A 25213-nucleotide genomic window follows, 5' to 3' on the forward strand; every position below is an offset into this window, starting at 1 on the left:
CACCATCACCCAGGGTTGAAGTGCCTTGCGGCAAGAGCTCACGATCTCGACGAGGTGTTCCCCGCGCATCGCGGGGGTTGAAGCGTCAGGTCTGCAACAAAGATCAACCCTACTCGGTGTTCCCCGCGCATCGCGGGGGTTGAAGGGCTGCGAGGATGGCAGCAACCCGCATTTCAGTGTGTTCCCCGCGCATCGCGGGGGTTGAAGTGTCTTTTTTGGGTCTTGCTGTTTGCGCGGCTGGTGTTCCCCGCGCATCGCGGGGGTTGAAGGGCCGACGTTCGGTCAAGAGGCTGGACCCGTCCGTGTTCCCCGCGCATCGCGGGGGTTGAAGCAAGTAACGACACGCCCACCAGTCGCGCCCCCGGTGTTCCCCGCGCATCGCGGGGGTTGAAGAATGCCCTCTTGCGTCTCACGACGTTCGAGGCCGTGTTCCCCGCGCATCGCGGGGGTTGAAGGATCACACGCCGCTCGATTGGATCGTCATCTGCGTGTTCCCCGCGCATCGCGGGGGTTGAAGGGTGGAACGAGCCTTCTCCATGCCCCCTCCGGCGTGTTCCCCGCGCATCGCGGGGGTTGAAGTGACCCAGTGTTGCCGGCTGCCAGAATCCGCACAAATCCGGTGTCGTTAAACGGCGGCGTCGAGCGGGCGCCGCCGGCGCGGTAAGCGTCACGAGGGCCGCGCGCGTCGGCCCTCGTTGTGCTGGGGGGCGGGGCTCGATCAGAACGACGGATCGTCGAACGGCAGCTCGGCCTGCGTGAGGCGGTCCTGGCGGTAGTGCTCGAACAGGGCGAGCTCGTAGTGCGCCCAGATGCGCTCGCGCAGATCGTCGAGCAGCTCGATCACGGCCCGGGCCTGCTCGGGCGTCCAGTCGGCGTCGATGAGCAGGTCCAGGCCGCGCAGCAGCCCGGACGGCGGGTGGTCGGTCTTCATGCGGGACTCCGTGCGGATTTGCGTTTGCGGGCGTTGGTGGCGGCGCGCTCCTGGGCTTCCTTGTGGCGCCAGGACGGGCCCTTGAGGGCGATGATCTCGGCGTGATGGACCAGGCGGTCGATGAGCGCGACCACGCAGGCGGCGTTGGGGAACACCTCGGACCATTCGGCAAAGGACTTGTTGGTGGTGATGAGGGTGCTCTTTTTCTCGTGGCGACGGCTGATGAGCTCGAAGAGCAGATCGGCGTGGCGGTTCGAGTAGGAGAGGTAGCCGACCTCGTCGATCACCAGGAGCGTGGGGCTGGCGTAGTGGCGCAGGCGGCGGCGCAGCGCGGAGTCGGAGTCGAGCGCGGCGAGCTCGCCCAGGAGTTGGCCGGCGGTGGTGAAGAGCACGGTGTGCCCGCGCAGCACCGCCTGGTGGGCGATGTTCTGCGCGATGGTGGTCTTCCCGAGCCCGGAGGGGCCGACCAGCAAGGCGTTGGTGGCGGTCTCGAGGAAGCCGAGCGTCATCAGCTCTGCGATGGCGGCCTGGTCGCACTGCTCGGGCCAGCGCCAGTCGAAGTCGGCCAGCGGCTTGAAGCGGCCGATGTGCGCGCAGCGCAGCCGGCGCTCGAGTGAGCGTCGGGCGCGCTCGGTCTCCTCCCACTCGATGAGCGGGGCGATCCACGGGGCCTGGGCGCACTCGGCCCAGTGGCTCACCACGCCGTGCAGTTGCAGCGCGCGGGCGCGCGCGAGCAGCGGTTCAGGCGTCGTCATGGTCGTCCTCCAGCAGGCGGTCGTAGCCGGCCAAGGGGTGGGCGCGCACGGTGACGTCGCGCGTCTTCAGATGCGCGGGCAGCGGCACGCCCAGCGGCGGGGGCGCCTCGCGCCGGCGCTCGAGCGCCAGGCGCACCGCGTTGGGATGCGGCACGCCGCGCGCGAGCGCCTCGTCGACGGCGGCGCCCAGTTCGTCCGCGCCGTAGCGGTCGAGCAGGTCGGTGAGCGCGCGCGTGGTGCGCCCGAGCGGCTCGCCGCGCTCGGCGGCCTGGGCGAGCAGCGCCTGGCAGGTGGGCACGGCCGCCGTCAGGCGGTCGGTGGCGCGGTGCGCACTGGCCGCGTGCTTGTGTGCGACGAGCGCCTCGAGGTGGGCGTCACACTCGATCTGCTGGCGGCGGTCGTAGCTGCGCGCATGGGTGGCGATCACGTTCTCGCCGTCGAGGATGCGCACCCGCAGCGGGTCGGCGAGCACGGTGAGGGTGCGCCGTACATGGGTGTGGGGGATCGAGTAGTCGTTCAGGTCGAAGCGCACGTACGGGGTCTTGCCCGCCGACACCGCGCGCAGCTCGTCGGTCGGAAACGGTGTCTCGGGCCGCGCGAGCAGGCGCTCGCGCTCGGCCGCGAAGGCCTCGGCCACCGTCATCGAGGCGTCCTCGGGGCAGCGCCGCGCGCCGGCGGCGCCCTCGCACCAGGCCTGGGCCTGCGCGTTCAGGTCGTCCAGATCGGCGAAGGCGCATCCGGCGAAGAAGGCCTCGCGCACGTAGCGGATCGCGCGCTCGACGCGCCCCTTCTCGTTGCCACGCGCCACCGCCACCGGGCGCGGCTCGAAGCGGTAGTGGCCGGCGAGCGCGAGCAGGGTCGGGTGGAAGCGGATCGCGTTGCCGCAACGCTCGAGCACCGCGCTCTTCAGATTGTCGTAGAGGGCGATGCGCGGCACCGCGCCCCAGCACTCGAAGGCGCCGACGTGGCCGCGCAGGAAGTTCTCCATGCGCGCATCGAGGAAGAAGCGCAGATAGATCTGGCGCGACCACGACAGCACCATCACGAAGGCCATCAGCGGACGGCGCGCGCGCCCGATCGTCAGGTGCCCGAAGTGCCCCCAGTCGACCTGGGCCTGCTCGCCGGGCAGGGTGCGTAGCCGCAGGTAGGCCTCGGCGCTCGGGCGCGGGCGGTGGCGGGCGATGAGGTGGCGGAAGTGATCGGGGCGCCCGGGGTAACCGCGTGCGCGCACCATGTCGTAGAGCCGCGCGGCCGTAAGGCGCGGAAACTGCGCGAGCGTCTCGTGGAGGAAGGGCAGATAGGGGTCGATCGCCGAGGCGCGCTGCACGGGGCCGTGCCGGGGCAGGCCGGCCTGGGCGAGCACGCGCGCGACGGTGTCGCGGTGCAGCCCGAGCTGCACGGCGATGGTGCCGATGCGCCAGCGCTCGGCGTGGTAGTAGCGCAGGATCTGCGCTTCGTGTTCAGGGGACAGGGCCATGGCGGGGCGGACTCCGTTCGGATCGCGGACAGGGGCGCCGAACCGGGGAGTGCAGGAAGTCCTGACGCACGAACGGGGACAGCACACGGTGGCACAGGTGGCACTGCCCGCTCGCGGACGGTATGGACTCGGGCACGGTCGGCGCGGTCCTTACTTCAACAGGCGGGGCCGGGGGTGGAGAACCCTGATGCGTCACTTCCTGGCGTCGCGCGCGATAGCGGCGCTGGCGTTGCGCGTGCGCCAGGCGCCCCGCAAAGCTCGCCTGGTAGCGCGTGCCGGCTGCCCGCAGCGAGGCCGCGCGGGCACGCTGGGCGCAGCCGGCGGCGCAATAGCGCTGCCCCCGATCACAGTGGCTGCAGATCAGCACTGCCGCGCGGCACGCGGCACAGAGATAGCGTCGTCCGGTCGACTCCATGGGCCTTGAGGCCCGTGGGAGACTCGACGCCAGCGCCCACTTCGTGAAAGACTACGGGCGCAACGACCGCGCAGCCTTGCGCGGGTGTGGGGCGCGACACTGGGGATGACTTGGCGGTTTGAGCCGGTGTCGCGCCTGCGTTGCCACAGGCCGAGCCCGATTGTGCGCGCATCGGCCACTCGGGTGCCAAACGCCCTCCCTCCCGATTGCACGAACACCCCGCCCGCCATCGGCGCGCTGGGGTCAGGGGCGTTTCCAGTCGCCCTACGGGCGCCTTCCAACGCCCCTGACCCCATCAAGCAAACGGCTGCTATCCGCTCACCAGATCAAGGTCATGCTGTGCCGTGCCGACGGTGGACGCCGGATTTGTGCGGGAATCGACCGCCGTTAACAACCCAGAGCCTGGCAAAGGATCGGCGGCGCAGTGTTCCCCGCGCATCGCGGGGGTTGAAGGGTTATGATGATGTGTGTCGGCGCGACGGTGGCGTGTTCCCCGCGCATCGCGGGGGTTGAAGTGTGTCGCGTTTGCGGACGCGGTCCCCGTCGAGGTGTTCCCCGCGCATCGTATAAGCGGGGGTTGAAGCACTGACCCCCCGCGTTTCTCGGGTCGGCAGGCGTGTTCCCCGCGCATCGCGGGGGTTGAAGGAACGTGGTTCGAGTCGCATTGAGCAAGCTCTTGTGTTCCCCGCGCATCGCGGGGGTTGAAGGTTGTGCAGAACGCTACGGCTACACGCATGACCGTGTTCCCCGCGCATCGCGGGGGTTGAAGTGAGCTGACCTAGTAGCGCTAGCACCTATTCGAAGTGTTCCCCGCGCATCGCGGGGGTTGAAGGTAGCTGAGGGGGTGAGTACACCGTCGATCTCGGTGTTCCCCGCGCATCGCGGGGGTTGAAGCGCGGAAGGGGTCGGAGTTGAACACCATCGCGAGTGTTCCCCGCGCATCGCGGGGGTTGAAGTATGGGCTTCTATTGCGGCGCGTCGAGCGTCACTGTGTTCCCCGCGCATCGCGGGGGTTGAAGGGCCGCCGAGTTGGTCGGGTCGCTCCAGAAGCGGTGTTCCCCGCGCATCGCGGGGGTTGAAGGTCGCGTCCCAGCCCGTTACGTCACCAGCTCCTCGTGTTCCCCGCGCATCGCGGGGGTTGAAGGATCACACGCCGCTCGATTGGATCGTCATCTGCGTGTTCCCCGCGCATCGCGGGGGTTGAAGGATGTACAAACTCATCCAGGCGTCGGTCAAATTGTGTTCCCCGCACCTCGCGGGGTTGAAGGGACTTGCTGTAACTGCCCTCGAAGGCGAATGTTGTGTTCCCCGTATATCTCGGGGGTTAAAAAAACCGCAGCCAACCTTGTGAGGTTGAGCTGCGGCCGAAACCGAGAGCCGTTCTGAAGCCGACTCTCAAACTAACTACCACTGGATCACATCGGGATCGAACTTCGGCTTGGGTTTCGGACGAAAACGTGCCACGACCGCAGCAGCCTTTCGCTTGAACGACCGACCGCGCAAAACCAGAGGCGCCACCCGATAACCCAGCCATGACAACCGCTGGAGCCACCGTGTCCTCGCCACCAGCTCACCGACCACCAAGTCATCGACAACCTGCTTGAGAACCGCCTGGTGGGCCTCGCACGCGGGACTGTTGCACGGCCCGTAGTGTTGGCGGATCACAGGCCTCGCAAGATCGTCGAGACTGATCTCTGCCGAACTCCACATCGAGGTGAGCTTCTCGCTCGATCTGAGACTGAGCAAGACGGTTTTCCCGTAGGACAGCGCCCCAGCGTACCCGCCGATGCAATGATGCAGATCTTCGCCCTCCTGGAAGCATTCGGCTCGGGTCACCAGTTCCTTCACGGCAACGCCGTCATAAACTGACTGACGCAAACGGCGATGGATGAGTGGCTTGAGCATGTCTTCACGTGCCAGGCCAATCTGCTCGGTCAGGTACGCCTCAAGCCCATCGAACGGGTGGCCATAGACATCAGCCCTCGCCTCGATCAGCCCGTATACCCACTGGCCATGCTCGCTAGCGAGCTTTTGGACAACCTGCACCACCCCAACCTGCTCCGCAAGCGAATTCCTCATCTGCACTCTCGACATCAAGCCACGATGCCGGTCGCACACCGCCAGGAATCGATCCATCTCCTTCACCGAGACCTTTTCATGCGCCATCTCAATCACCGAAGAGGACGGATGCGCAGGCCAAATGTGAATGTGCCCCGTGATCGGCTCGAGCGAGACAGGATCGACCCGCAGCAACGCGGCTGCTCTTGCCTTAACTTCCGGCTTATGGGGCCGCAGAAACACCGCGGCGAGCCGAGCGTATTCGGCGACGTGGCGCCTTGACGCAAGCCGCAGAAAAGATTCATCTGGCAAGCGCTTGGGCTCAAGCGAGAACACCCCTCCCGACTGACCTTCCTCACAAAGCGAGAAATAGGGTGAAAGCGTCGACTCGTTGTCCCTCGCCTTTTGAGCGAGAAGCTTGCCGAAGCGCCGCTGGCCATAGAGCGTCCCCATCGCTGAACGAGGATCACTGGCACCCAATGTCGCAAGCGAAGCGATCATCTCGTCTTTCTGCCCTTTTCCCCGCTCGGTGTGCGCCTCCGCGACCTTGAGCCTCATGATCGCACCAGCCAGCGTGCGAAAAACCCGGTCCTGATCGACATACACGTTCTCGAGCTCACCCAGCTTCTTGGCCAGACGAATCGCCGTGTGGGCTGGCGTGTGCGTGCTTTCGACCTCGATCTGCCGTGTCGCCAAAAACCGCTCGAACGCAGGCGTCCAAACCAGCTTCCGCTCGACAAGATCGATCCCAACCTGGACGCAATTGAAATCGAAGGACCTAAGGATCGAGGCTGTCAGCTCAATCGGCTTGTTGCGAGCGTACTCGTCAATCTGAACCAGATTGAGCTTATCCATCCTGGACGAACTCAACACCCTGTACCGCGGCACCACACGAGCATTGATCTGCTCGTAATCGACCTCGCCCACCACGTCGGCCATCTGGACGGTTTTAACCCGACTGCGGACTTCCGTGCTCTCGAAATGATGACCAGCCGCAGGGGCAAAACAATCGACATCGTTGTAGACCCCTCCTCGTCCCCCGAAGAACAGGTCTTGGACAGCGCTGGACACTGCCTGCCCCGCGATACACCCCCCATCCCGATAGCCATCGTGCCTCGAGGCGATATGGAACAACTCCTCCACATCGACAAACTCTCCAAGCGCCGCCAGGATCGGCTCGACGCTCGCACCGGAGAGTGTTCTCCTTACAGCTTGAAGTTTCTTCATTTCGATCTCCATGTGAGGTTGGAACTGCACATAGGAGATGTGCCCAGCCACCTCAGAAAAGCCTATCGAAACGAGAATTTCCGTCAAATCGAAGACCAAAAACAAAGCGACGCCCCAGAGAAGCTGACTCGGACCGGCCAAGAAACCTCCTTCCTCCTGCCCTGCCCATCAAAAAAAGGGCCGCCCTCCTTTCGCGCCTTGGGGGCACTTCAGGAGGGGCTGGATGCGATTCTTAGGCACTTCTGCTCCTGTGGTCGGACGCGGCCTTGCTCCGCGCCGAGGGGGCGCTTCGCAAGGGCAGGAAGTATTGCATTTGTGCGACCCATACCTGTTGCGCGCTGTGTGGCGCGCGCCAGAGCCGGAAGATTGCCTTATTTGCCGGTTTTCCCATGGGATAAGCCCAAAAAGCTGTTTGGCAAAGGGGTGTTGCGGAGCTCGAGCGCACGGCGAGATTGCCTGCTTAGGTGAGGGATGCAATGACGGGTGAAAAGCGTTGCGTTACGGTAACGAGGGTGTAGCTGCGCCTCGGCACCACTGAGACCGACCGAGATGTGACAGCAAGAGGAGCACGCGTGCTTGCATCCGGCGTGGGATGAGATCGCGGCCGCGATCACATCCGCAAATCGTAAGATTCTCGCGAAGCGGCTCTTGAGCGAAGCGTTCTCGTTAGCGATCTGCAGGAGCTTGTCCTCGATCGTCAGAAAGTCTGGGTTGTCTTCCAGGATGCGCGAGAACGCACGTTCGGCGATAGGCCCAACGGCTTTCTTCCTGTGCAGGTACTCCATCTTGCCGTGGAGCTGAACGGGCTGGTCGGTTGTGGACTCCATGTCTGGATTCTCCTTGTGTGCGGGTTTGGACTGCAAGCAGGAGATGAGCAACAGCCCATGAGAAAACCCCCGTGCCAGCAGGCGACGGGGGTTAATGGGTAAGGATCAGAGCAGGCAGTCGTCAGAAAGCTGCGACCTTCTGGCCACGCAAAGTTCGATCACGCGTTGGCAAGTTGCGACGTCGAAGGCGCCAAGGTGTGTTTCTTCGACGCTCAGCCCTAGGGACTCAGCGAGCCAGGCGTAAGCCTTCCGCCGTGAAAGATCGCCTTTTTGCCAGAACGGGTCGAATGCTGCATGTGCGGCCCTGCGAGCGCGACGCGTCGGCTCATCGGCAAGCGTACCCTTTGGGCGCGTGCCGTTTCCCCAGCCGAGACCGGCCTTGTGCGTCCCAACATAGGCTTTGCAGTGATCGCAAAGCCAGAAGTTGAGATCATGCAGGTCGGGGCGATGTGGGTAGATGACTTGGCCTGTCACCAGCATGGCACGCCGGCTGCAGTACGGGCAGGTCACTGGCTGACGCTCCCAAGGCAAAAATTTAGCCTGTGGCTTGCTGTTCTTCGTTGCCTTCTTCTTGCTGTTTTGCTTCTGTTGAGCGGCGATCCGTTCTCGCACACCCCGCTTCCACTTGGACGACTGATTGCATTTGGGGACAGGCTTCTTTTTCGTGCTGGTCATGGCACATCTCCTTGTTGGTTAGGACTGCACGGAGAGATGTGGCGAGGAGCATGTGAACTACCCAAAGGCCGAAAAAAAACGCCAGACCGGGCTGGCGTTTTTTGGCTCGAACGTATCAGGCGTTCAATGTTCGGATGCGATGAGCAAGGATGTCTCCCAGATCATTCGGCTCCTTGCTTTCTTTAAGACAGATGGCGATACACCGCTCTCTCTCTGCACTCCTACCTTTGTTTCTTTCGACCTGATCAAGAAACGGCTTCAAGTCAGAACGAACGTGAATGCCCATGACGAGCTGCTGAAAATACATCTCGGCGCGGTTTTCAGATTGAGTGAGAGCTCTCTGAAGCCGGTTTATTTCCTCTTGAAGTTCAGCAGTGCTTGGCATGAGGCATCTCCATTTTCGACGGAACCGTCAGGGCAGCAACATCAGCCTGAGCCTTGAGTAGGGCTTCGGTGAAGGTATCTGCCACGACCTTTCGAAAGCGCAGACTGTCAGGAGGTACATCGGCATCGGGCTGAACCCGTTGGCCAACCCTGTCACGCACATCAATGATCCAGGTTGTCATTTACGGAAGTCCTCGATTGCATGGTCTCTTGCGGCCGACTCACGGATGTGGAGGCCGCGGCGACGTGCTGCGATTCGCTCAGCAACGCGCTGACGGGCAGCTGCACGGTCTTCAGCAAAGGTGGGAAACTGCATCAACAGTTGATGGCGCAGTTCTCGTTCTTCGGGCGTCATGAAATCGATGTCGGCACCACCGACGGCCCCTGCGAAGTCGGGCGCTGCGCCCAACCTTCGCTCACGTGCTATTGCGGTAAGTGCGTCGAGCTGGCTTCTGATCGGCGCAAGTTCGGGGGTGTTGGACATGCTCATCTCCTTGTTGGGTTGTGCTGCAAGGAGAGAGATGTGCTCAGGGAGAAGCGAAAAAAAATCGCCCTCGTGATGAGGGCGACGTTGGATCGATGTGCCGGATGGCGACAACGGCTTCAGTCGAAAATACGCTGCGCCTTCGCTTGCAGCGCATCGCCGGCGAGCTCACCGGTTGCCGCTTGTTGCGCCACCTCTACGCACGCAAGCAGGAACGGCATCATTTCGTGGGCACGCGCGATGAACAGCGCGTTACCCAGCGCGGAACCTCCGTGCTCATGGCACAGGCCGTTTTCATCCAGGCGGGCGACGACGGAGCGAAGGCCATTGCCAGTAATCGAGATGGTCGGCTTCGTCATCGAGGCCTCCGCATGCCAGCTGCCCTTGGTCGTAGCATCAAAGGCACAACGGAGGGCGTGGATTGATTCCGGTGTAATCCAGAAAACAGGATCAGAGACAGTATTCATTGCGATTCCTTTGTGTCGGTCAAGACAGGGTGCGAAGCACGGTCTGTGGTGCGATGCCGCGATTGATCATCAGACGGGACACAACACAGCGTTCTAAGGGCGTGAAATTGGCAGCCAGCAGGTGCGCGACCTCGATCTGTCCCTTTTCCACGTACTGAATGAGACGTGTCGTTGTGACCAGTACATCGTTGAAGTGGTGGGCCGGACGCAGACCTGCGCCGTCACCATTGATGAGGGTGAGCACGATCTTCTCCTTGCGTGATGGGTTGAACTGCAAGGGAGAGATGCCCAGGCGGAGAAGGTAAAAGGCCGTAATTTCCTGGTGTCCAGATAAGCGCCTAGCAACGCGCAGACAAGCGGCTGTTTCTTTCTTCTGAAATGAAAAACCCCTGCGAATCCATCAAGGAAACGCAGGGGAGCAAAGGTCAAGACCACATCATCGGTAGAAGACGTGACTCCCGATCTGGGCGACCTGACTGAAGGTCGAAGCCCATCGTGGTGCGACGTAGTCGGCATGGTAGTGGGTAGCGCCGCCAACCACGTTCCGTCCTCTTCCTTGGAGTGTTCGGCGAGCGATCTTCTTCGCCAACTCCCATGCCTGTGCTTCTCTCGGCATGTAATTCTCTGCCCGAGCTCGACGAATCTCGGGGGTAGGCGCTTCAACCAAGGGGTTTGTCCACGAGAATTGCCGTGGCTTGAACACGGTGTCACACACTTTGGCCGGATCATGCTCGGCCCGGTTCATCGTCACCTGGGCAACGGCCCATTGGCCGATCTCCGGTTCGCCCCTCGCCTCATGGTAGAGGTTCAGTGCAAGGCATGTGATTGCCATCTCGATCATGTCGATCTCCTTGTGGGTTAGGTCTGCCCCGTGGAGATGGCTTTGCGAGAAATGTAAAGCGTTACGAGCGTTCTGGCCGCGTAAGTGCGCGACTCTACGTGCTCAGATAAGCGCAGCATTCATGATGATGATGTGGAGATGTTCCTTCGGTCAGACATGATTCATACTGAAGGCTTTCGGATTCTTTCAGAAATCTGTATGAAAAATCGACCCGATCTTTCCTTCATCATTGATGCAGGGTTCAGCGAGGTCTATCCACATCAACTCGCAGCGCGTTTTCCTCATGTCGTCGCGAAAATGGAGGATCTTTGGGATAACCCCCAAGCCATGAACGTGTACTTTGAGGACCTCTTGGTTTCAAAGCGCCCAAATCGAAAAGGGTTTCCTCCCGAAGTCGGCAAAGAGATCATTCGGCTCAGCCTGGCTTACGAACGACTTCGCCTCATTACCAGACCGACGGCACGTCTGGAACCTAAGGCCGAAGATCTATCGGAGACGACAAGAAAAGCTCGTGAAAGACTGAAGACACTAGGGATTGAGAACGATCTGGTTAGCTTTGCGCGTGCAGTCAGCACCTGTAACAGTGATCTTTGTGCGCTGATGATCGAAGCTGGACTCGACATCAATATGCGTGATCATCGCGGACTCACCATGCTTATCGTTTGCGCGATGCGAGGCCAAAAAGAGTCCGCGGAAAGACTGATGAAGCTGGGAGCCGATGTCGATGTGAGGGACAGCGATGGCTACACCGCTTTGCACTGGGCGAGCGAAGGGGGCAATACACCATTCGTTCTATCGCTGCTTCGCAAAGGCGCACAAGTCGATCCACAGAGCAGAACTGGCGTGACACCGCTGATGCTTGCAGCCAGTGCCGGACGCTATACCACAGCAGAAGGCTTACTCAAGCATGGCGCTTGTCCGAACATCACGGCAGATACCGGGGCAACCGCCCTATACAGAGCGGTGGCGAATGACCATTTGGCCGTGGCCGAGCTTCTGGTTGCCAAAGGTGCGTCTGTCCATTCTAAGCTTGAGAACGGGCCGAGCTTGATCGAGCTGGCAAAACGATCTGAGCACCCAGGCATCCGCGAGTTGATCGAGCATGTGCAGACGAACCTTTGGAACACCTTCGATACGAAGGAAAACAGAGGGACACGGCCGGCTGGGCATTCGATTCTCGGCTTGTACCCAAAGCCAGCATAAGCGCCAGACGGAAAAATCCCCCGACAGCCAAGCTGTGCGGGGGAGGGGTGCTTGATGACGGATCAGGACTCAGGGCACTCGGACTTCAGTTCGCTGGCCAGTGCGCACATCGCGTTCTGCCAGGCTGCTTCGTACGAATCGAACACACTTTCGCTGGTTTCGACCTCAACCCAATCCTCACGGTAGAGCGACCACCAATACTTGCCTTCCAGTTCGGCGCCGTCGACTTCGTGCCCTCGGTGGACCCGATAGCCGAACTCTGCAGCGGCTTTCCAGAATGGAGCTTCGCGCAAGCCCAACACTTCAAGCGTTGGGCGCCCTTGGCCAAGGAGAAGGTCGGTAATGCTATCGACGGCATCGCCGCCACCGATCTCCTCATCGCGGTCGATCGCTTCTCCAAACTGGGTTTCTAGTGAGAGAACAACCTTCGCGGCCGAATCGAGCTTGATCAAATCCTGACGAAAATCGACAGAGCCAAGCTCGGTGAGCTCACTCTCGATCTGCTGGGCTTGTTGCTGCAGCGAGTGCAGAGACAGGCTGTGAGAGCTGGTCTGTCCATCATGCTCGATGATCTTGCGTTGCGCTTCGATAGCGGCATAGCAACTGGCGCGAAGGTCCAGCAAGTGCGTGTAGCGGATCAACCGCGTTGCGATGATGGTGACGGGTTCTTGCTGCATGAGAATTCTCCTTGAAGGGTAGATGATTGAACTGCCCTGTGGAGATGCGCACCGGTTGATGCGAATTGGCGTTACTGGAAGTCATAAAAGCAATTCAAGCGCGCTTAAATAGGCGAGCCGAAACGATCAGCTAATCGTCTAGTTCTCGCGCAAGCCAACAAAAATGACCGTCACACCCGCGAGGGAAGTGACGGTCTGGATGGCTTACGCGGCAACAGAGATCGTGTCGATCGTCGTCACCTCGATAGGCGTCACCTTGAAGTAGGACTTCACGATGCCGTACACCTTGTTGATGCTCCAGTGCCAGCGTGCTTCCCCGGCAAAGCCCGTCGCGTTGGCGGGTACCACCAGGTAACCATCGTAGGCATCCATGTAGCCCGCGCCGTTGAGCACACCGTCGTGCAGACCGATGTGAACCTTGCCCTGGGCTGTGCTCCAGAACATCGGCTTGGTGCAATCGTGCTCGAAAAGCGCCCGCACGTTGATCTGTGCGTGCGCCATCGGGACGGCCCAGGTGTAGCCGTTCTCGATGATTGACACCACCTCTTCGGGCGAAAGCACCGTTGGACGCTGAGGATCAGCTTCGACTTTCCAGCGCAGATCCGCGGTGTGCTCAACGAAAATCCGTCCCTCAGCGCCATGCGCCATGCAATACGCGCGAAGCGACTCACTCGAGCAGTTGCCCAGCTTGAGCAACTCGATCAACCAACGGCCAGGCTGCACCTCTTCGATGTAGTTCGAGTTATAGCGCTGGCTGCGCTGCCCGAACTCGTCCATCAGTTCATCGAGACTGACCCCGTTCCATCCCGGCACCCAGCACAACTCGCCATGCAGGCTGCTTGGGATGAGATCGAAAGCCCTTTCACGATTGGCCTGGATGTAGGCCTGGTGCATCTTTTCCTGCACCTCGTAAGAGACACAATCAAAGGTCATCCCTTCCTGGCGTGCAGCCTCCAGGAACTCGGCTTCCCATCCCTCGCTGAGTTCGATCACCAGATCGATCAGGGCGTCACGGAAACGAGCGTTGTCCCATTTGCTCTCGACCTGCACCCGCTTGAGCGAGATCCATCCGGCGATGAGCTTGTCGGCCCACGCATCCGAGAAGTGATAATCGTCGGGGTAGATGCAATACGCGGGCAGTGCCTTTGCGGTTTCGATGTACTTGCGGTGTTTCTTGCTGTTCATGGTGCTCTCCTTGTAGGCAATGGGTTAGTGCTGCCTGAAGGAGATGCACAGGGCGTGCTGAGAATCTGGCGACGTTGTCTTAAAAGGGCGTGTTTTCTAGCGCGCAAAAGAGCGCGTACAAGCAAGCAAAAGCGCGGCGTTCTTCACAAAAGAAGCACCAAGCCAGCGCTCATTGACGTGCCACTCCTGGTGACCTAGAGTTCTGCTCAACACGGCCCCTCTCGGTGACCCTGCTTCGGCGGGGACGCTGCTGAGGGGTTTTTTATCCGGTGCGCCGTAAAGCCTCGTCCAAGCGATCTGTCGCGAATGGACCTGCGTGGCGTGCGGAAGCACCCACGACCGCGACATCAACGCGTCCAGGAACATCCTCGGGCGCGGACGTGCGCCTCTAGCTGTAGGAATCCCCGTCCTTCCCCGCGTCAGCGGGCAGCCGGCAGGCTGAGGGCGGGGAGGACGTCAAAGATTCTTCCATCGGAATCCAGCCGCCAAGATGAGCGTTGGCGAACGTGCAGATGCACGGTGATTTCTAGCCGAAAAATCAGCGGATAAACAGGATAAGAAGACGTTGAGTGCAGCAAGGGCGACGATCGCTGCCGCATGCGAGACCGGGATCTCGAGGGTTGCCCACCCCAAGGCTCACCACCCCGGGTAGAGCGCATACAGCCGGGCCCAGTCCTGTAACGCGCCGTTGGTCTTGAGGATCTCGATGCCTTCAGCGGCATGCCATTTTTTCGGCACGCGTACCATCCAGTAACGGTCATCGGATTGAAAGTAGAGCTGCAGGATCGTTGCCACCAGTAGTTGGCGGTACATCGGCAGCTTCCGATAATCGGATCGCCACTGATCCAGTGCTCCAGAGATCTCTGGATTGTCTGCGTTACTCCAGTCGAAACCGCGGGGGCGCATGTAGTAGTGCTCACCGCGGCTGCCGTAGGGTCGATCGACGCGTTGGAAGAACGCCCCAAGGTCGAAGCGCTCGATCATCGACCACAGGTGGGTGCCGAACGGTTCGGGGTTGCTCCAAGAGCCAGGTTCGAGATCGAGCCCGCAGACCGCAGCCAGTGCCCGAGCCTCGATCTCGTCCATCGAAGGCCGCTTGTGAATGAGGTCGATGAAGGTGAATTTCGGAAACCGTCCCGTGGCGAATGTGGGGGATACCTGTGCGTAGCCAACAACTGCCACTGGAACGAGTGAGTGATGGATGTATGCCGTCTCAGCCTGATGGATGTCGACGAGCTCGACCTGGTAGGTACCAAGTGCCAGGCCGAGGCTATCGAGGAGTTGGGCAACAGGGGGCGTGGGTTGCATGGCGATCTCTTTTCAGTGGGCCAATTCGTAAGCGATCCCGAGCCGGGCAGTTGCGCTGCCGAGGCGCCGATCGCGCGTCCAGAGCCGGGTACCCGGTGAAAGCTTGGTAGCTGCCAGCAGGTGCGCATCGGTATAGCCGACGCCCAGCCCGAAGAGGGCGTGATGGTCGATGAAGCGAAAGACTTCGTCGTCGGTGGCCACGATCGCAGGCGGCAGATTCTGCATGGCCTCGAGCACGACTGCCCGATGCTTGAGACTGCCGAGTGCGATCTCGCCCAGCACATGGGGATGCATGCACACCCGTCCTTCGTTCAAGAGTTCGGACAAGTGCGCTTCGGTGCTACGCAAGTGGTCGATCCAGACCGAGGTGTCCACCAGGATCATTCGTCGTGTTCCGGCCGGCGCCGCGGGATGTCGGTCAGCTGTGGTTCTGAGCCGCCTAGCAGGGCCAGCCGGCGGGCGCTTTCGCGTTGGATGAGCGCTCGCAAAGCCTCCTTCACCAAGGCAGATTTTTCGGTCATGCCGGTCAGCGCCTGGGCCTTGGCTAAAAGTTCATCGTCGAGCGCGAGCGTGGTGCGCATACCGTATCTCCCAACAAAAGGCACGCCCTACTATAGCATCATCAAGTGATGCGCTTTTTCGTGCAGGGGAGGGCTTCTGTGACGTCCCCCAATGTGGATAACCAATTATCCGGATGACCGCACAAACCCCGCGCGCACGACCGCCTCTGCCACCCGGAATCCCGTTCGGGTCACTGCCGACCTCGAGGCTGTCTTCCCCTCCCCCTGCATCCTCCGTGGACGTGAAAAACCCCCGGTAGCCAATGAGACTGCGCGGGGGTTGAAATTTGATCGGGATTAAGCCGCGAGAGGCAGCAAATCCTTGGCGTTCTCCAGAGGCCAGTAGCCCGATGCCTTGGCGTCAAGGATCGTTATCTCAGCGATTCCGTTTGCCGCGTAGCCGATATTGACGTTCCAGCCATGCGAAACATCCCTGACGATAGGTTCCTTGGAGAACTCAATAAATAGGATGTCGTCCTGGTCATCGTACTTGATTCTCATGCTTCGTCCTCCAGTTCCCAATTAACCATGACGGTCTTGACAACCACGGCAGCCTGTTCAACCACGGCAGCGCAAATCAAGTTGTCTGCCCGCTCTTGGATCTGCGTGAAGATCCATAAATTCAGCTCGTCACGGCGTTTGATTTCGCCTTCCTCGATGAGTTGCTCCAACGTGGCATCATCAATGTCCCGACGTTGCATGCTTTCACGGGCATGATTTGTTACCCAGACATTCTTGCCAAACCTTTTGCTGAAAAAACTCGCCAACATAATCTCCTTGAGAAGAGAGTAGGGACCCAAAACTTAGAGGTCAAGCATCGCGGCTGCCTCCGGCTCGCCCGAATGGACAGATGGAGGAAGGGTTAGGCTTGCCTGAAGGAGATACCGTCTGCGTGATGGGAAAAAACGGCGAAGCAACAACCCGATGGCAACACGCGTCAAGATGCGCAGCGCCAAGTACCAAAGTGGGTACAAAAGATTTCTGCTGCACCTGAGGCTAACCCGTTATCCATCCTCCTCGCTTTACCCCCCTGTTGCGGCCTCCTACCCGGAAGGTGTCCTCCCGAGCGGAAGGCTGCCTGATGCCGATCCGTTGCCGCGTTGCCCTGACCAGACGGATCGCCTCCCCCTGCATCCTCCGGCGTCCTCCATCCTGAGGGCCAGTTCCTGTTCTCCTGGGCTGCCGCCGCCCTCTGCTGGCTAATTGGTTATCCACCCTATACGGCTGAACCCCGCGCCTTCGGCCCTCTGGACCCGAGGCCACACCGCCTGCCGCCTTCCCCTTGAATCGGAGGCAGCTTGCGCACCACACCGAGAGCGAGGTCTTCCTCCCCCTTGCCGCCTCCGACATCTCACCGCCCTGGAGCACCACCCGGCTCTCATCGGCCGCCGTCCTGCCGCCTCGCCTCCTGGCTGGTGGCTAAACAGTTATCCATCCTTGCCCGAGGAACCCCTCCGCCTGCGGCCCTCTGACCCGAAGGCAAGACCTCGCCCCTCCAACGCCAACGCACACACCGCCTGCCTCCCATCCAGATCGAGGGAGCGACTCGACCCCGCCTGCCTGGCTGCATCACTCGCCCCCTCCTGCCTCCTCCAGCCCAAAGCCCAGACCCGAGATCGCGCATCCCACTGCCCGCCCCCCACTACCCCGAACAGGAAGCCGCAGCCGTCCTTCCTCCAAACCCGAGGCCACCGCCCACCTTCCTCCGACCTCACGGACACACGCTCCTCCCTCCAGCCCCAAGGCCAAACCTCACCCTCCCCCTGCCTCGGCCGTCCCGATGCCCATCACCCGGCCCGACCTCAACCTGGCCAACGTGGCTAAATAGTTATCCACCTCCGCCACGGTAAACCCCGCCGGAGACAGCCTGACACCGGGACGCACCACCCGGCCTTCATCCAGTCAAGAGGACGAACGACGGACAGCAGCAGACAACAACAGGAGGCCGCGCCCGCCGCTTTTTGGTTTGCGGCAGGCGCATCCGTTTGGACAGAAGGGCAGAACCCGGCCCCCCTGCCCGTCTCCGGACGCTGCGGCATCGCCCGACCGACCGCCGATCACGCAGCGGCCACTCAGTTGCCACTCAGTTGCCACTCAGTCGCCACTCAGCCCGACCCCCGTTGCCCCGCCGAGCGCAGTGCCCGACTCAACCTCCGTCGTGTTGGGCAGAAAAGCGGAAAGGGGTTGCGGCCGACCACGCTGCTGTGCTTCCCCCATCGCCTGGCTTCCGAGCTCGAGGCTGCACACCGCTCCCTCGTTGGCGCCTGCGGCCCGGGTGCGTTCCCGCCCGCCTCACCGCCTGCGCCTGGGCCGCTCCCCGCAGGCCTGCAGCCCGTCTGCGTTGTCCGCTGAGCCTGCCGACCAAGACCAAGGCCTGTTTGCCCGCTGCTGCGCCTCCTCCTGCCCTCTGGACGCCTTCCTGCCTCACATCCGAACCGAGGGCTGCACACCGACCCCCTGCATGCAGCCTCCGGGACGAAGGGTCGTTGCCCGCAGCCTCCAGCAAGAAGCCCGGTCCCGGATGGCCTCCTGACACACAGCGGCTGCTTCGTCCTGCCTCCAGCACAGAGGCCTGCCCGTGGTGGACTGCCGCCACCCCATCCGGCCCTCATCCGACCGCCCCCCAGCCACAAGGCCGGACGCCATCCCCCCTGCAGCCTGACACCCCAGGGCTTGCCGGCATGTCGCCCTGATCCACATCGGCATCACCCGGCCTGCCACGACCTGGAGGCCCACCCCGCTTCATCCGACCCAAAGGAAGGACTCGCCACCGCCCTCCGCACCAAACGGCAGACCGCCCTTCCCCCTGCGGCCACCGACCTGGATGCAGGCGCAGGCAGACACCCATCCATCGTCCGAGGCAAAGGGCACGCCCGGCCCATCGTTCGAAGCAAAGGGATGGACTCAGCCTGGGCAGCCCAACCTGAGCCGTCCTCCGGCACTTCCCGCACCCCACCGGCCGGCTCCACACCGCGGCACCGCCACCGATCCGGCTCCACCACCCCACCGCCGCGTACCCGCCGTCCACCGCCACCCCGCACCGCAGTGCCCGCTCAGACGCAGACCGGTCTGGCAGAAAAGGCAGGGCTTCCGAGCTCGAGGCAGACCGCCCCGCCGGCGAAGGCGTTGTTGTGGGCGCGTGAGCATCCTCGTTGGTGCCTCCGGCGAGAGGGCCACGGTGGGTGCAGCACCTCCCGCGCGAGGGCCAGATCCAGCCCCGTCCCTCCGGCCCCGATGTCAGCGCTGCGGGCTTCAGTCCTTCCAGCCGAACGAACACCCCCGTTGCGGCCTCCGGCCCGAAGGACAGCTCCGGGCAGGGCCGATTCCGGCGAGGCTCATCCTGCACCTGGGCCTGCCGTTGACGACGACCTTCGCCCGATGGACGAACGCACCCCGGCAACGCACTGGCCGATGTGCTGCCCCGATCCGACACCGGCCTGAAGGAAGAACGCCTCCCCCGTTGCGGCATCCGATTGGAACGAAGCCCTCGGGCAGGGCCGATCCCGGTAAGCCACCGCCTGCTTCTTGGCAACGTCCAGCCCGACCTCCCGCCCGAAGGAAGGACGCACCCTCCATGCAGCCTCCCGCCCGAAGGAAGCCACCGGCAAGGCTCACCTCCTACCTCAAGGAAGAACGCCTCCCCCGCTGCGGCCTCCGGTTTGAAGCGAGCATCCCGCAGGCCTCGCCATCCGACCCATGGGACCGCTGCCGGCAGGCCTCCCGCCCGAAGGACCAACACCCCTCCCCCATGCAGCCTCCAAAGAAAAGGGGCGAACGCGCAGACACCCATCCGACTCAGACCGAGGCCATCCCTCGACCGCCTTCATGGCAGGGCCGCTTCATCGGGTGTCGCCTCATCGGTGAAGCCTCCCTCTCGCTTGAAGCGCAGGATGGACAGCACTGCGCCCTCCGGCTGGAACGCCATTCGTTACGGTAACGGCGTAGAGAGAACGAACCGGGTCAGGGCGAACCGCCTCCCCTCGCTGGGGCCTCCGACAAGGGCGCACAGGCAGGGCCGCGTCGCAGATCGCACCCTCCGTTCCAGCGGGACCGACGAGCCGCGCTCCCTCCGGGCGTGATGGCCATCTCCACCGCTGTTCGGTTCGGCAGAGACGGCAAGCTGGGCTTCCAACCTCGGTGACGATCCCGAGCGGCTCGCAGGTTTTGAGGGGGATGGACGAGAAACCCTCGTTGCGGCCTCCGGTGAGAAGGCCACTTCAGGCCTCGCGCCGTCCGGTACGGATGACGCCGCCGCACGCCTCCGGCCCGAAGGAAGAACGCCCCCTCGTTGCGGCCTCCGGCCAGGACGCTTGGGCAGGGCCGCCGAACCGGGTGACGCCTTCCTCACATCCGAAGTCAGGGCTTCCACCGGGAGGCCGAACTCAGACCCGAAGGTAGGACGCGCCCCCCCGTTGCGCCCTCGGAACAGAAGGACAAACCCGACGACACCCCCCTGCCGCCCCTTCCGGCCAGAAGGACGAACCTCGATGGGCAGCACCCGAATCATCAGCAGGACGAACTTTCTCCATGCCCCCTCCGGCCCATGGGCAAAAGGGCAGGACGAAAAAAAGGGAAGGCCTCCCCTCCCCCCCTGCGGCCTCCGGTTTGAGGCGAACTCACAGGCTGTCGAACAGCGCCTGGTCTTCCTCGCTCACATACATCTCCTGCGTCCCGACTTGTTGCCCATCGCGCCAGGTGCACGGGAGCATCGCCGCACGATTCTCGAGGCTCTCTATACGCTGCTCAAGTGATGCAAGTGCATCCTGATTCCGGTCGCATGAATACAAGACCGCCTTCTCGAGCGCGTTGATCGAGTCAACCAGCTTCGCCCGCCGATTCAGCAGCCAGGACAACTCTCGTACCGTTTCCTTCACCTCGTCCTTGGTGTCGTAGAACGCCCCGGACTTGGGCGTTTTTTGAACGAGGCTTTTCAGGCCTAACCGTGTTGTCCGCCACTTATCACCAACACGCACCCATCGCACAAGCACCGGCTTGCACTTCGCAGTCGCACTCGACCCTTCGTCCCGCCACGAAATCCGCACCCGGCCACTGACAGGCGGCTGCAACCGCGCCAGAACTTTGTCCAGCCTCGCGATCTGTCCGTCGATCTCCAGGAGATAGTCAGCAGCCTTGCTGTATAGCTCTTTCCCGCTGTCCGGGAGGGCCGAGAGCGCGCTTTGGGATGGGGTCACTTTGAGGGTATCCACTTACAGATGGTTATAGATAACTTTGAGGATACACGCCGTAGATAGGCCGCGTTGTATGTGGGCTTATCTAGCTTACTTTATAAGTATCTCTGTGCAGTATTTAGCACTACTCACATATCAAAGACAGAGCATTTTTACAAATTCGTGTCTCTTTTTAACTTCGAGGGTATTTTAGTGCAGTAGTTAACACTTGTACCAAATTAATTACAGTCTGTTTTTTTACAGTTGCATTTCCGCAGCGATCTCAACTTTCACGAAGTCCATCTGCGAGCCTACCACCGCGCAGCTTCGCGCCCCGCACTCTGCCCGCCCACCCCCTTCCTAGCAGGGCCGCCCCACCCCGAAAACCTCCGTTTTCGTTGAATCGAAAACGATGCAATTTGACAGGTTTTGATGGTCTGCTAGAGTTGCCTCAGATGCTTTCTTCAGGTCGATGCAAACAAAACTGCATCCAGAACTGGGCACAGATCTGCATCCAGAAATGGACGCAGCAATTAAAAACTGGGCACAGAACTGCACACAGAACTGGACACAGCAAATAAAAAACTGGGCACAGAACTGTGTCCAGAACTGGGCACAGTTCTACACACAGCGCGAGACGCACAAACCATCGCCAAGGAAACAGTAATGCAACGAACAATCATCGGCCTCGACATCGGCCACAGCTCCGTCAAGGTAGTCGCGTCCTCCTCATCCGGTCGCCATCAGTTCCTTTTCCCGTCGGTAGCAATCCCGGCCTTTGCCATTTCTGATGAAGGCGAAGCGCGGATCGCCGCAACGGAAACGGTCGCCGTAGGGCAGCGGAAGTTCTTCGTCGGCGAGACGGCGCTCGTTCAATCATGCGGCCAGCCGCCTGCTCTGGGCCTCACAAACGACTGGATCGAAACGCCCGAGCACAGCGCACTCATCGCCGGTGCAGCAAAAAAACTAGAACGCCTGGGCCTCGACCTTCGCAACTGCCTGGTCGTGACCGGTCTCCCCTCCGCTCTCCACACCCACCAAAAAGCCAGAATGCGCGAGGTGGTTCGGCAGCAAATTCAGGCCGAAGTGCTTGTTGCTCCGCAGCCGTTCGGACCGCTCCAGACCTTGATGCTGACCCCTGCCGGCACCCTTTCGAGCGCCCACGATATGTGCGAAGAAAACTGGGCCGTGGTCGAAATCGGCCATTTCACCACGGACTTCCTGCTGATCCAGTCCGGCCGGATCGTCGAGAAGGCCTCCGGGTCGTGTGGTGGCGTCAGGCTCGCCGTCGAGCACATGCAGCGACTTCTTAACCAGGAGAACATCCAAGTCGATCACTTCGAAGCCGAACAAGCTCTTCGCGAGCGCCGCATCAAGTACTTCGGCAAGGCGCTCGATGTGACCGAGTACGCAAAACAGGCAATCAGCCTCATCGCGTCCGAAGTGATGGACACTGCTTCTCGCGTCCTCGACCCTGTCGCCCGCAAGCTCGACGGCATCCTAATCGCAGGTGGCGGCGCTCCGGTCATCTTCCCCGAATTGTCCTTGAAATGGCCTCACGCCACGATCGCCAACGAGCCGCGCATGGCCATCGCTGAAGGCTTCTGTCGTTTCGGCATGAGCATTTCAGCCAAGACCCAAGGCGCGAAAGAGCCGGCCGCAGCCTGACAGATCACGCACGATGCCCGAAATTCCACACCCGCCCCAGAAGGACAGTCTGCGTCTCACGCTGTACCTGAACAGAAAGAAGCATTCGGAACTGTTTGAGTTTCTGGTCGCACTGCCCGACGGGACGATGCCGACCTTCGTTCGGGACGTACTTGAGAAGTACATCCAGTCGGGCGGATTTTCCTCTCCCTTGCCACAGCAAAACCGAACACGCGAAGGCGATGCTCTACTGCCATCCACCACTCCAATCAGGGTCGCGCAATCAAAAGCGCACGCCATCGAGCTGCCCCCTGATGCTGACCCCGGGAAGCTTTATCCAAAACACTGGAGTTCGTGATGGCTGTTAATCGCAACGCCGGTAAAACAGAAAGCCGGAACCGCTACATCCTCTATCTGCACAAGAGCAAGCACGCCGACCTGTGTAGCTTCCTGGACTCTCTACCTAACGGTAGCGTGTCTAATTTCCTCCAAGAAGCCGTTCGAACTTACCTCCTGGCCGAGGGACATTCCGGAGCAACGAAGCAGCTCGCGCCCGAGTCGGCACCGCCGACTCGAAGAACCCGTCGCAAAACACCAGAACAACCCCTGACCGCGCCCGTTACCGTAACGACAAACATTCCGCAATCAGTGCAGACATCTGCTGCCCACCCCACCTTCGAATCCACGCCCTATTCCGCTGCCCCTGCCATAACTACACCGGCCCAACCCACCCAGGCAGCGGGTGCTTATTCGCCACCCCCCGGACCCATTGCCCCACCTCAACCCGCCCCTGAAACCACACCGCCGGTCGCAGTAGTAACACCGGCCCAAGCGCTGCAACCCAGCGCAGCACCGCAACCACCGAGCGCAGACGACCTTCTCACAGAACTGCTTGCCAATTTCTAGCCATGCCCACCGCGATCGCTCCCTCCGACAAGAAAGAAGCACCGCCCGTCTGGAAGCGGATGGGGCTGGCCGCACCCGAAGAGCTACTGCTATGGGCCCCTCACGGGTATCTCGACTTTTCGACACCACACTACGCGTTCCCCGAGGCCAACACAGGCAAACGCCTCTTCGCCTGCCTCGTCAACGGACATCGGATGTTCGACAAGGACGGATTCCCCACAAGTTCCATGCGTCAGGCTCGACGCCTGGTGATCAGCGTTAAGGACCATTGGGGCAACGCTGCCGAAATTCCCGTCTTCGGCAACGTCTGGGACTGGAAGGATGCGATCCAGCAGCAGGAGCTCTACCTCTACGCCGAGACCGATTTCTTCAACAAGACGCTACAAATCCGGAAAGCACTGACCATCGACCCCTCGCAGCTAGGATCGATCGTGGCGCTCTACAAGGGCATCCCCGGACGGCTGAAGGCACAGACCGTCAGCGGTGCGATCGCTGAAAACCTCACGCTGCTCGAGAGAGCCGGGAAGCTGCTGCTGCAAAAATGCCGTCTGTCGCTCGCCGAGTTCGACCGGCTCACCGGCTATCAAACACCGCATGCGCTGCTCCTCGCACTGCACGCACCGAACTCTGTACGGGAGGGCGAGGAAGCGCTGGCCATCACCCGCGAGCTGTGCGTGCAATCCATCGTGAAGGCCGCTCAAGCAAACAAGATCACGCGCAACGTCCCGGCCTCGTCGATCCCGATTCAGGATGAGGAGGTAGCAAAGCTTCTCTCTGCCCTGCCTTACACTTTGACCAAGGATCAACAGATCGCCATCCAAGAAATCACGGCGGACCTTCGTAGCAAGCGGCCGATGAACCGCTTGCTGGCTGGCGACGTGGGTACGGGCAAAACGCTGGTTTTCCTGATTCCACTGGTGGCCGCCCACCTGGCCGGGGCGCGGGTGGCGGTGATGACGGCCAACCAACTGCTAGTCGAACAGGCCCTGCGCGAGCTCGCCGAGTACTTTCCGGACGTGCCGACTTTCCAGGTTAAGCCCGGCACGAAGGATCTGCCCAACGCCATCCTCATCGGGACCACGTCAGTGATCGGGGCGCTGGCTCGAGTCAAGGGCACGCTCGATTTCGTAGTGACCGACGAACAGCACAAGTTTGCCGTAAGCCAGAAGCAATCGCTCATGGACGAGCACACGAACCTGCTCGAGGCGACGGCAACCGCAATCCCTCGAACGCTGGCGGTCGTGCAGTTCGGCGGCATGGATGTCTCGCTCTTGCGAGAGTGCCCAGTCCAAAAGGACATCGCTTCGCGGATCGTTCTTTCACACGAGAAAGATCGCCTGCTCGACTTTATCAAGAAGGTCGCAGCGGCAGGCAGGCAGACCGCGATTGTCTATGCGGCAGTGAACGCCGGCTCCGAAGGGAAAAGCATCGAGGACAACGCGGCAAAGTGGCTCAAGCACTTCCCTGACCAGGTAGCGATCGCGCACGGGCAGATGCCTGCGGAGGAAAAGCAGGAAGCACTGCGCCAGATGCGCGACAAGGAAAAACTCATCCTCGTATCATCGACGGTCATCGAAGTCGGCATCACGCTGCCCTCGCTGGCTTGCCTGATTGTGGTGAACGCCGAACGCTTCGGTGTCGCGCAGCTGCATCAGTTGCGAGGCCGTGTGTCCAGGCACGGAGGGCGTGGCTACTTCTTCCTCTATCTGCCGCAGCCGGTGACCGACGACGAGGACGACGACGCGGCCTATGGGAAAACTGCGGCCGATCGCACGATGAAGCGCCTGCAGCTTCTGGTCGACCACAGCAACGGCTTCGATCTTGCCGAAAAGGACGCCGAGTTGCGTGGCCTCGGCGATCTCTCCTCGACCGGTTCCAGCCAGCACGGCAAGACGGCGTTCCTGTTCCCGAATCTCAAGATCCACGTCCACGAGCTAAAGAAAGCATTGGTCGTCGCGGGGCTGGAAGCCTAATTTCCGCCGTCGTTCCGCAGCAAGAGCGGACGTGATGCGGACTTG

The 25213-nt window shown here is 61.5% G+C and carries 25 protein-coding genes and 2 CRISPR repeat arrays; of the genes, 5 read left to right on the forward strand and 20 right to left on the reverse strand.

Going from position 1 to position 25213, the window contains the following annotated elements; genetic code table 11:
- The first annotated feature begins 54 nt into the window (after positions 1-54).
- Positions 55-579: direct repeats of the CRISPR family, unit length 29 nt; unit sequence GTGTTCCCCGCGCATCGCGGGGGTTGAAG.
- Between the two features lie 139 nt (positions 580-718).
- From EBN1_RS20520 to EBN1_RS20575, 12 genes are all read right to left on the reverse strand, one after another.
- Positions 719-931 (reverse strand): hypothetical protein, encoded by a 213-nt coding sequence (locus tag EBN1_RS20520; RefSeq protein WP_004359146.1) that lies wholly within the window; start codon positions 929-931, stop codon positions 719-721.
- Positions 928-1686, reverse strand: coding sequence for an IS21-like element helper ATPase IstB (gene istB / locus EBN1_RS20525; protein ID WP_011254920.1), 759 nt, complete (start codon positions 1684-1686; stop codon positions 928-930). The genes EBN1_RS20520 and istB overlap by 4 nt, the downstream gene beginning before the upstream one ends.
- The gene (istA, locus tag EBN1_RS20530; protein WP_041647765.1) at positions 1673-3163 is read right to left on the reverse strand and encodes an IS21 family transposase; all 1491 of its coding nucleotides are present in this window, start codon (positions 3161-3163) and stop codon (positions 1673-1675) included. The genes istB and istA overlap by 14 nt, the downstream gene beginning before the upstream one ends.
- Before the next feature lie 1031 nt (positions 3164-4194).
- A CRISPR array of direct repeats spans positions 4195-4784; the repeat unit is 29 nt; unit sequence GTGTTCCCCGCGCATCGCGGGGGTTGAAG.
- Positions 4785-4982: 198 nt separating this feature from the next.
- Positions 4983-7004, reverse strand: a complete 2022-nt coding sequence (locus EBN1_RS20535; RefSeq protein WP_011254915.1) for a PcfJ domain-containing protein — start codon at positions 7002-7004, stop codon at positions 4983-4985.
- Positions 7005-7234: 230 nt separating this feature from the next.
- Positions 7235-7690, reverse strand: coding sequence for a hypothetical protein (locus EBN1_RS20540; RefSeq protein ID WP_011254914.1), 456 nt, complete (start codon positions 7688-7690; stop codon positions 7235-7237).
- A 105-nt stretch (positions 7691-7795) separates the two neighbouring features.
- Positions 7796-8365 (reverse strand): zinc-finger-containing protein, encoded by a 570-nt coding sequence (locus EBN1_RS20545; protein ID WP_011254913.1) that lies wholly within the window; start codon positions 8363-8365, stop codon positions 7796-7798.
- A 115-nt stretch (positions 8366-8480) separates the two neighbouring features.
- Positions 8481-8750 (reverse strand): hypothetical protein, encoded by a 270-nt coding sequence (locus tag EBN1_RS20550; RefSeq protein ID WP_041647767.1) that lies wholly within the window; start codon positions 8748-8750, stop codon positions 8481-8483.
- Positions 8734-8931 (reverse strand): hypothetical protein, encoded by a 198-nt coding sequence (locus EBN1_RS20555; protein ID WP_157866758.1) that lies wholly within the window; start codon positions 8929-8931, stop codon positions 8734-8736. The genes EBN1_RS20550 and EBN1_RS20555 overlap by 17 nt, the downstream gene beginning before the upstream one ends.
- Complete coding sequence (locus EBN1_RS20560) at positions 8928-9233, reverse strand: hypothetical protein (protein ID WP_011254912.1); 306 nt, start codon at positions 9231-9233, stop codon at positions 8928-8930. The genes EBN1_RS20555 and EBN1_RS20560 overlap by 4 nt, the downstream gene beginning before the upstream one ends.
- Before the next feature lie 119 nt (positions 9234-9352).
- Positions 9353-9700, reverse strand: coding sequence for a hypothetical protein (locus EBN1_RS20565; protein WP_162014374.1), 348 nt, complete (start codon positions 9698-9700; stop codon positions 9353-9355).
- Between the two features lie 19 nt (positions 9701-9719).
- A complete protein-coding gene (locus EBN1_RS20570; RefSeq protein ID WP_041647770.1) occupies positions 9720-9944 on the reverse strand; it encodes a hypothetical protein in 225 nt (74 codons plus the stop codon).
- Positions 9945-10136: 192 nt separating this feature from the next.
- Complete coding sequence (locus EBN1_RS20575) at positions 10137-10541, reverse strand: cell wall hydrolase (protein WP_041647771.1); 405 nt, start codon at positions 10539-10541, stop codon at positions 10137-10139.
- Positions 10542-10679: 138 nt separating this feature from the next.
- Here EBN1_RS20575 and EBN1_RS20580 point away from each other — a divergent pair, with 138 nt between their 5' ends.
- Positions 10680-11744 (forward strand): ankyrin repeat domain-containing protein, encoded by a 1065-nt coding sequence (locus tag EBN1_RS20580; RefSeq protein ID WP_241762889.1) that lies wholly within the window; start codon positions 10680-10682, stop codon positions 11742-11744.
- A gap of 62 nt (positions 11745-11806) precedes the next feature.
- Here the strand turns inward: EBN1_RS20580 and EBN1_RS20585 are convergent, their stop codons facing one another.
- Together EBN1_RS20585 and EBN1_RS20590 are read right to left on the reverse strand one after the other, a co-directional pair.
- Positions 11807-12421: a hypothetical protein gene (locus EBN1_RS20585; protein WP_011254908.1), complete on the reverse strand. Its 615-nt coding sequence runs from the start codon at positions 12419-12421 to the stop codon at positions 11807-11809.
- A 204-nt stretch (positions 12422-12625) separates the two neighbouring features.
- Positions 12626-13606 carry a hypothetical protein gene (locus tag EBN1_RS20590; protein WP_011254907.1) on the reverse strand — a complete coding sequence of 327 codons (981 nt, stop codon included), beginning with the start codon at positions 13604-13606 and terminating at the stop codon, positions 12626-12628.
- A gap of 295 nt (positions 13607-13901) precedes the next feature.
- Between EBN1_RS20590 and EBN1_RS20595 the strand changes: the two genes are divergently transcribed.
- Positions 13902-14048 carry a zinc ribbon domain-containing protein gene (locus tag EBN1_RS20595; RefSeq protein WP_422103735.1) on the forward strand — a complete coding sequence of 49 codons (147 nt, stop codon included), beginning with the start codon at positions 13902-13904 and terminating at the stop codon, positions 14046-14048.
- 194 nt (positions 14049-14242) lie between these two features.
- On the opposite strand, the gene EBN1_RS20600 is transcribed toward EBN1_RS20595, so the two are convergent.
- The 6 genes from EBN1_RS20600 to EBN1_RS20625 form a co-directional block, all read right to left on the reverse strand.
- Positions 14243-14914 (reverse strand): hypothetical protein, encoded by a 672-nt coding sequence (locus EBN1_RS20600; protein ID WP_041647773.1) that lies wholly within the window; start codon positions 14912-14914, stop codon positions 14243-14245.
- Between the two features lie 12 nt (positions 14915-14926).
- Positions 14927-15298 carry a type II toxin-antitoxin system VapC family toxin gene (locus EBN1_RS20605; RefSeq protein WP_041647774.1) on the reverse strand — a complete coding sequence of 124 codons (372 nt, stop codon included), beginning with the start codon at positions 15296-15298 and terminating at the stop codon, positions 14927-14929.
- On the reverse strand, positions 15295-15495 hold the full coding sequence (locus EBN1_RS20610) for a type II toxin-antitoxin system VapB family antitoxin (RefSeq protein ID WP_020686163.1): 201 nt from the start codon (positions 15493-15495) through the stop codon (positions 15295-15297). The genes EBN1_RS20605 and EBN1_RS20610 overlap by 4 nt, the downstream gene beginning before the upstream one ends.
- Positions 15496-15771: 276 nt before the next feature.
- Positions 15772-15975: a DUF2283 domain-containing protein gene (locus EBN1_RS20615; RefSeq protein ID WP_011254903.1), complete on the reverse strand. Its 204-nt coding sequence runs from the start codon at positions 15973-15975 to the stop codon at positions 15772-15774.
- Complete coding sequence (locus tag EBN1_RS20620; protein ID WP_011254902.1) at positions 15972-16244, reverse strand: DUF4258 domain-containing protein; 273 nt, start codon at positions 16242-16244, stop codon at positions 15972-15974. Before EBN1_RS20620 ends, EBN1_RS20615 begins: the two co-directional genes overlap by 4 nt.
- 3846 nt (positions 16245-20090) lie before the next feature.
- A complete protein-coding gene (locus EBN1_RS20625) occupies positions 20091-20681 on the reverse strand; it encodes a hypothetical protein (RefSeq protein WP_041647777.1) in 591 nt (196 codons plus the stop codon).
- A gap of 627 nt (positions 20682-21308) precedes the next feature.
- On the opposite strand from EBN1_RS20625, the gene EBN1_RS20630 reads away from it, so the two are divergent.
- From EBN1_RS20630 to EBN1_RS20640, 3 genes are all read left to right on the forward strand, one after another.
- The gene (locus EBN1_RS20630) at positions 21309-22310 is read left to right on the forward strand and encodes a ParM/StbA family protein (RefSeq protein WP_011254894.1); all 1002 of its coding nucleotides are present in this window, start codon (positions 21309-21311) and stop codon (positions 22308-22310) included.
- Between the two features lie 13 nt (positions 22311-22323).
- Positions 22324-22647: a plasmid segregation protein ParR gene (locus tag EBN1_RS20635; RefSeq protein WP_011254893.1), complete on the forward strand. Its 324-nt coding sequence runs from the start codon at positions 22324-22326 to the stop codon at positions 22645-22647.
- 550 nt (positions 22648-23197) lie between these two features.
- Positions 23198-25168, forward strand: coding sequence for a helicase-related protein (locus EBN1_RS20640; protein WP_068881199.1), 1971 nt, complete (start codon positions 23198-23200; stop codon positions 25166-25168).
- Positions 25169-25213 lie beyond the last annotated feature (45 nt).

This window comes from Aromatoleum aromaticum EbN1, from assembly GCF_000025965.1.
Lineage (GTDB): Bacteria > Pseudomonadota > Gammaproteobacteria > Burkholderiales > Rhodocyclaceae > Aromatoleum > Aromatoleum aromaticum.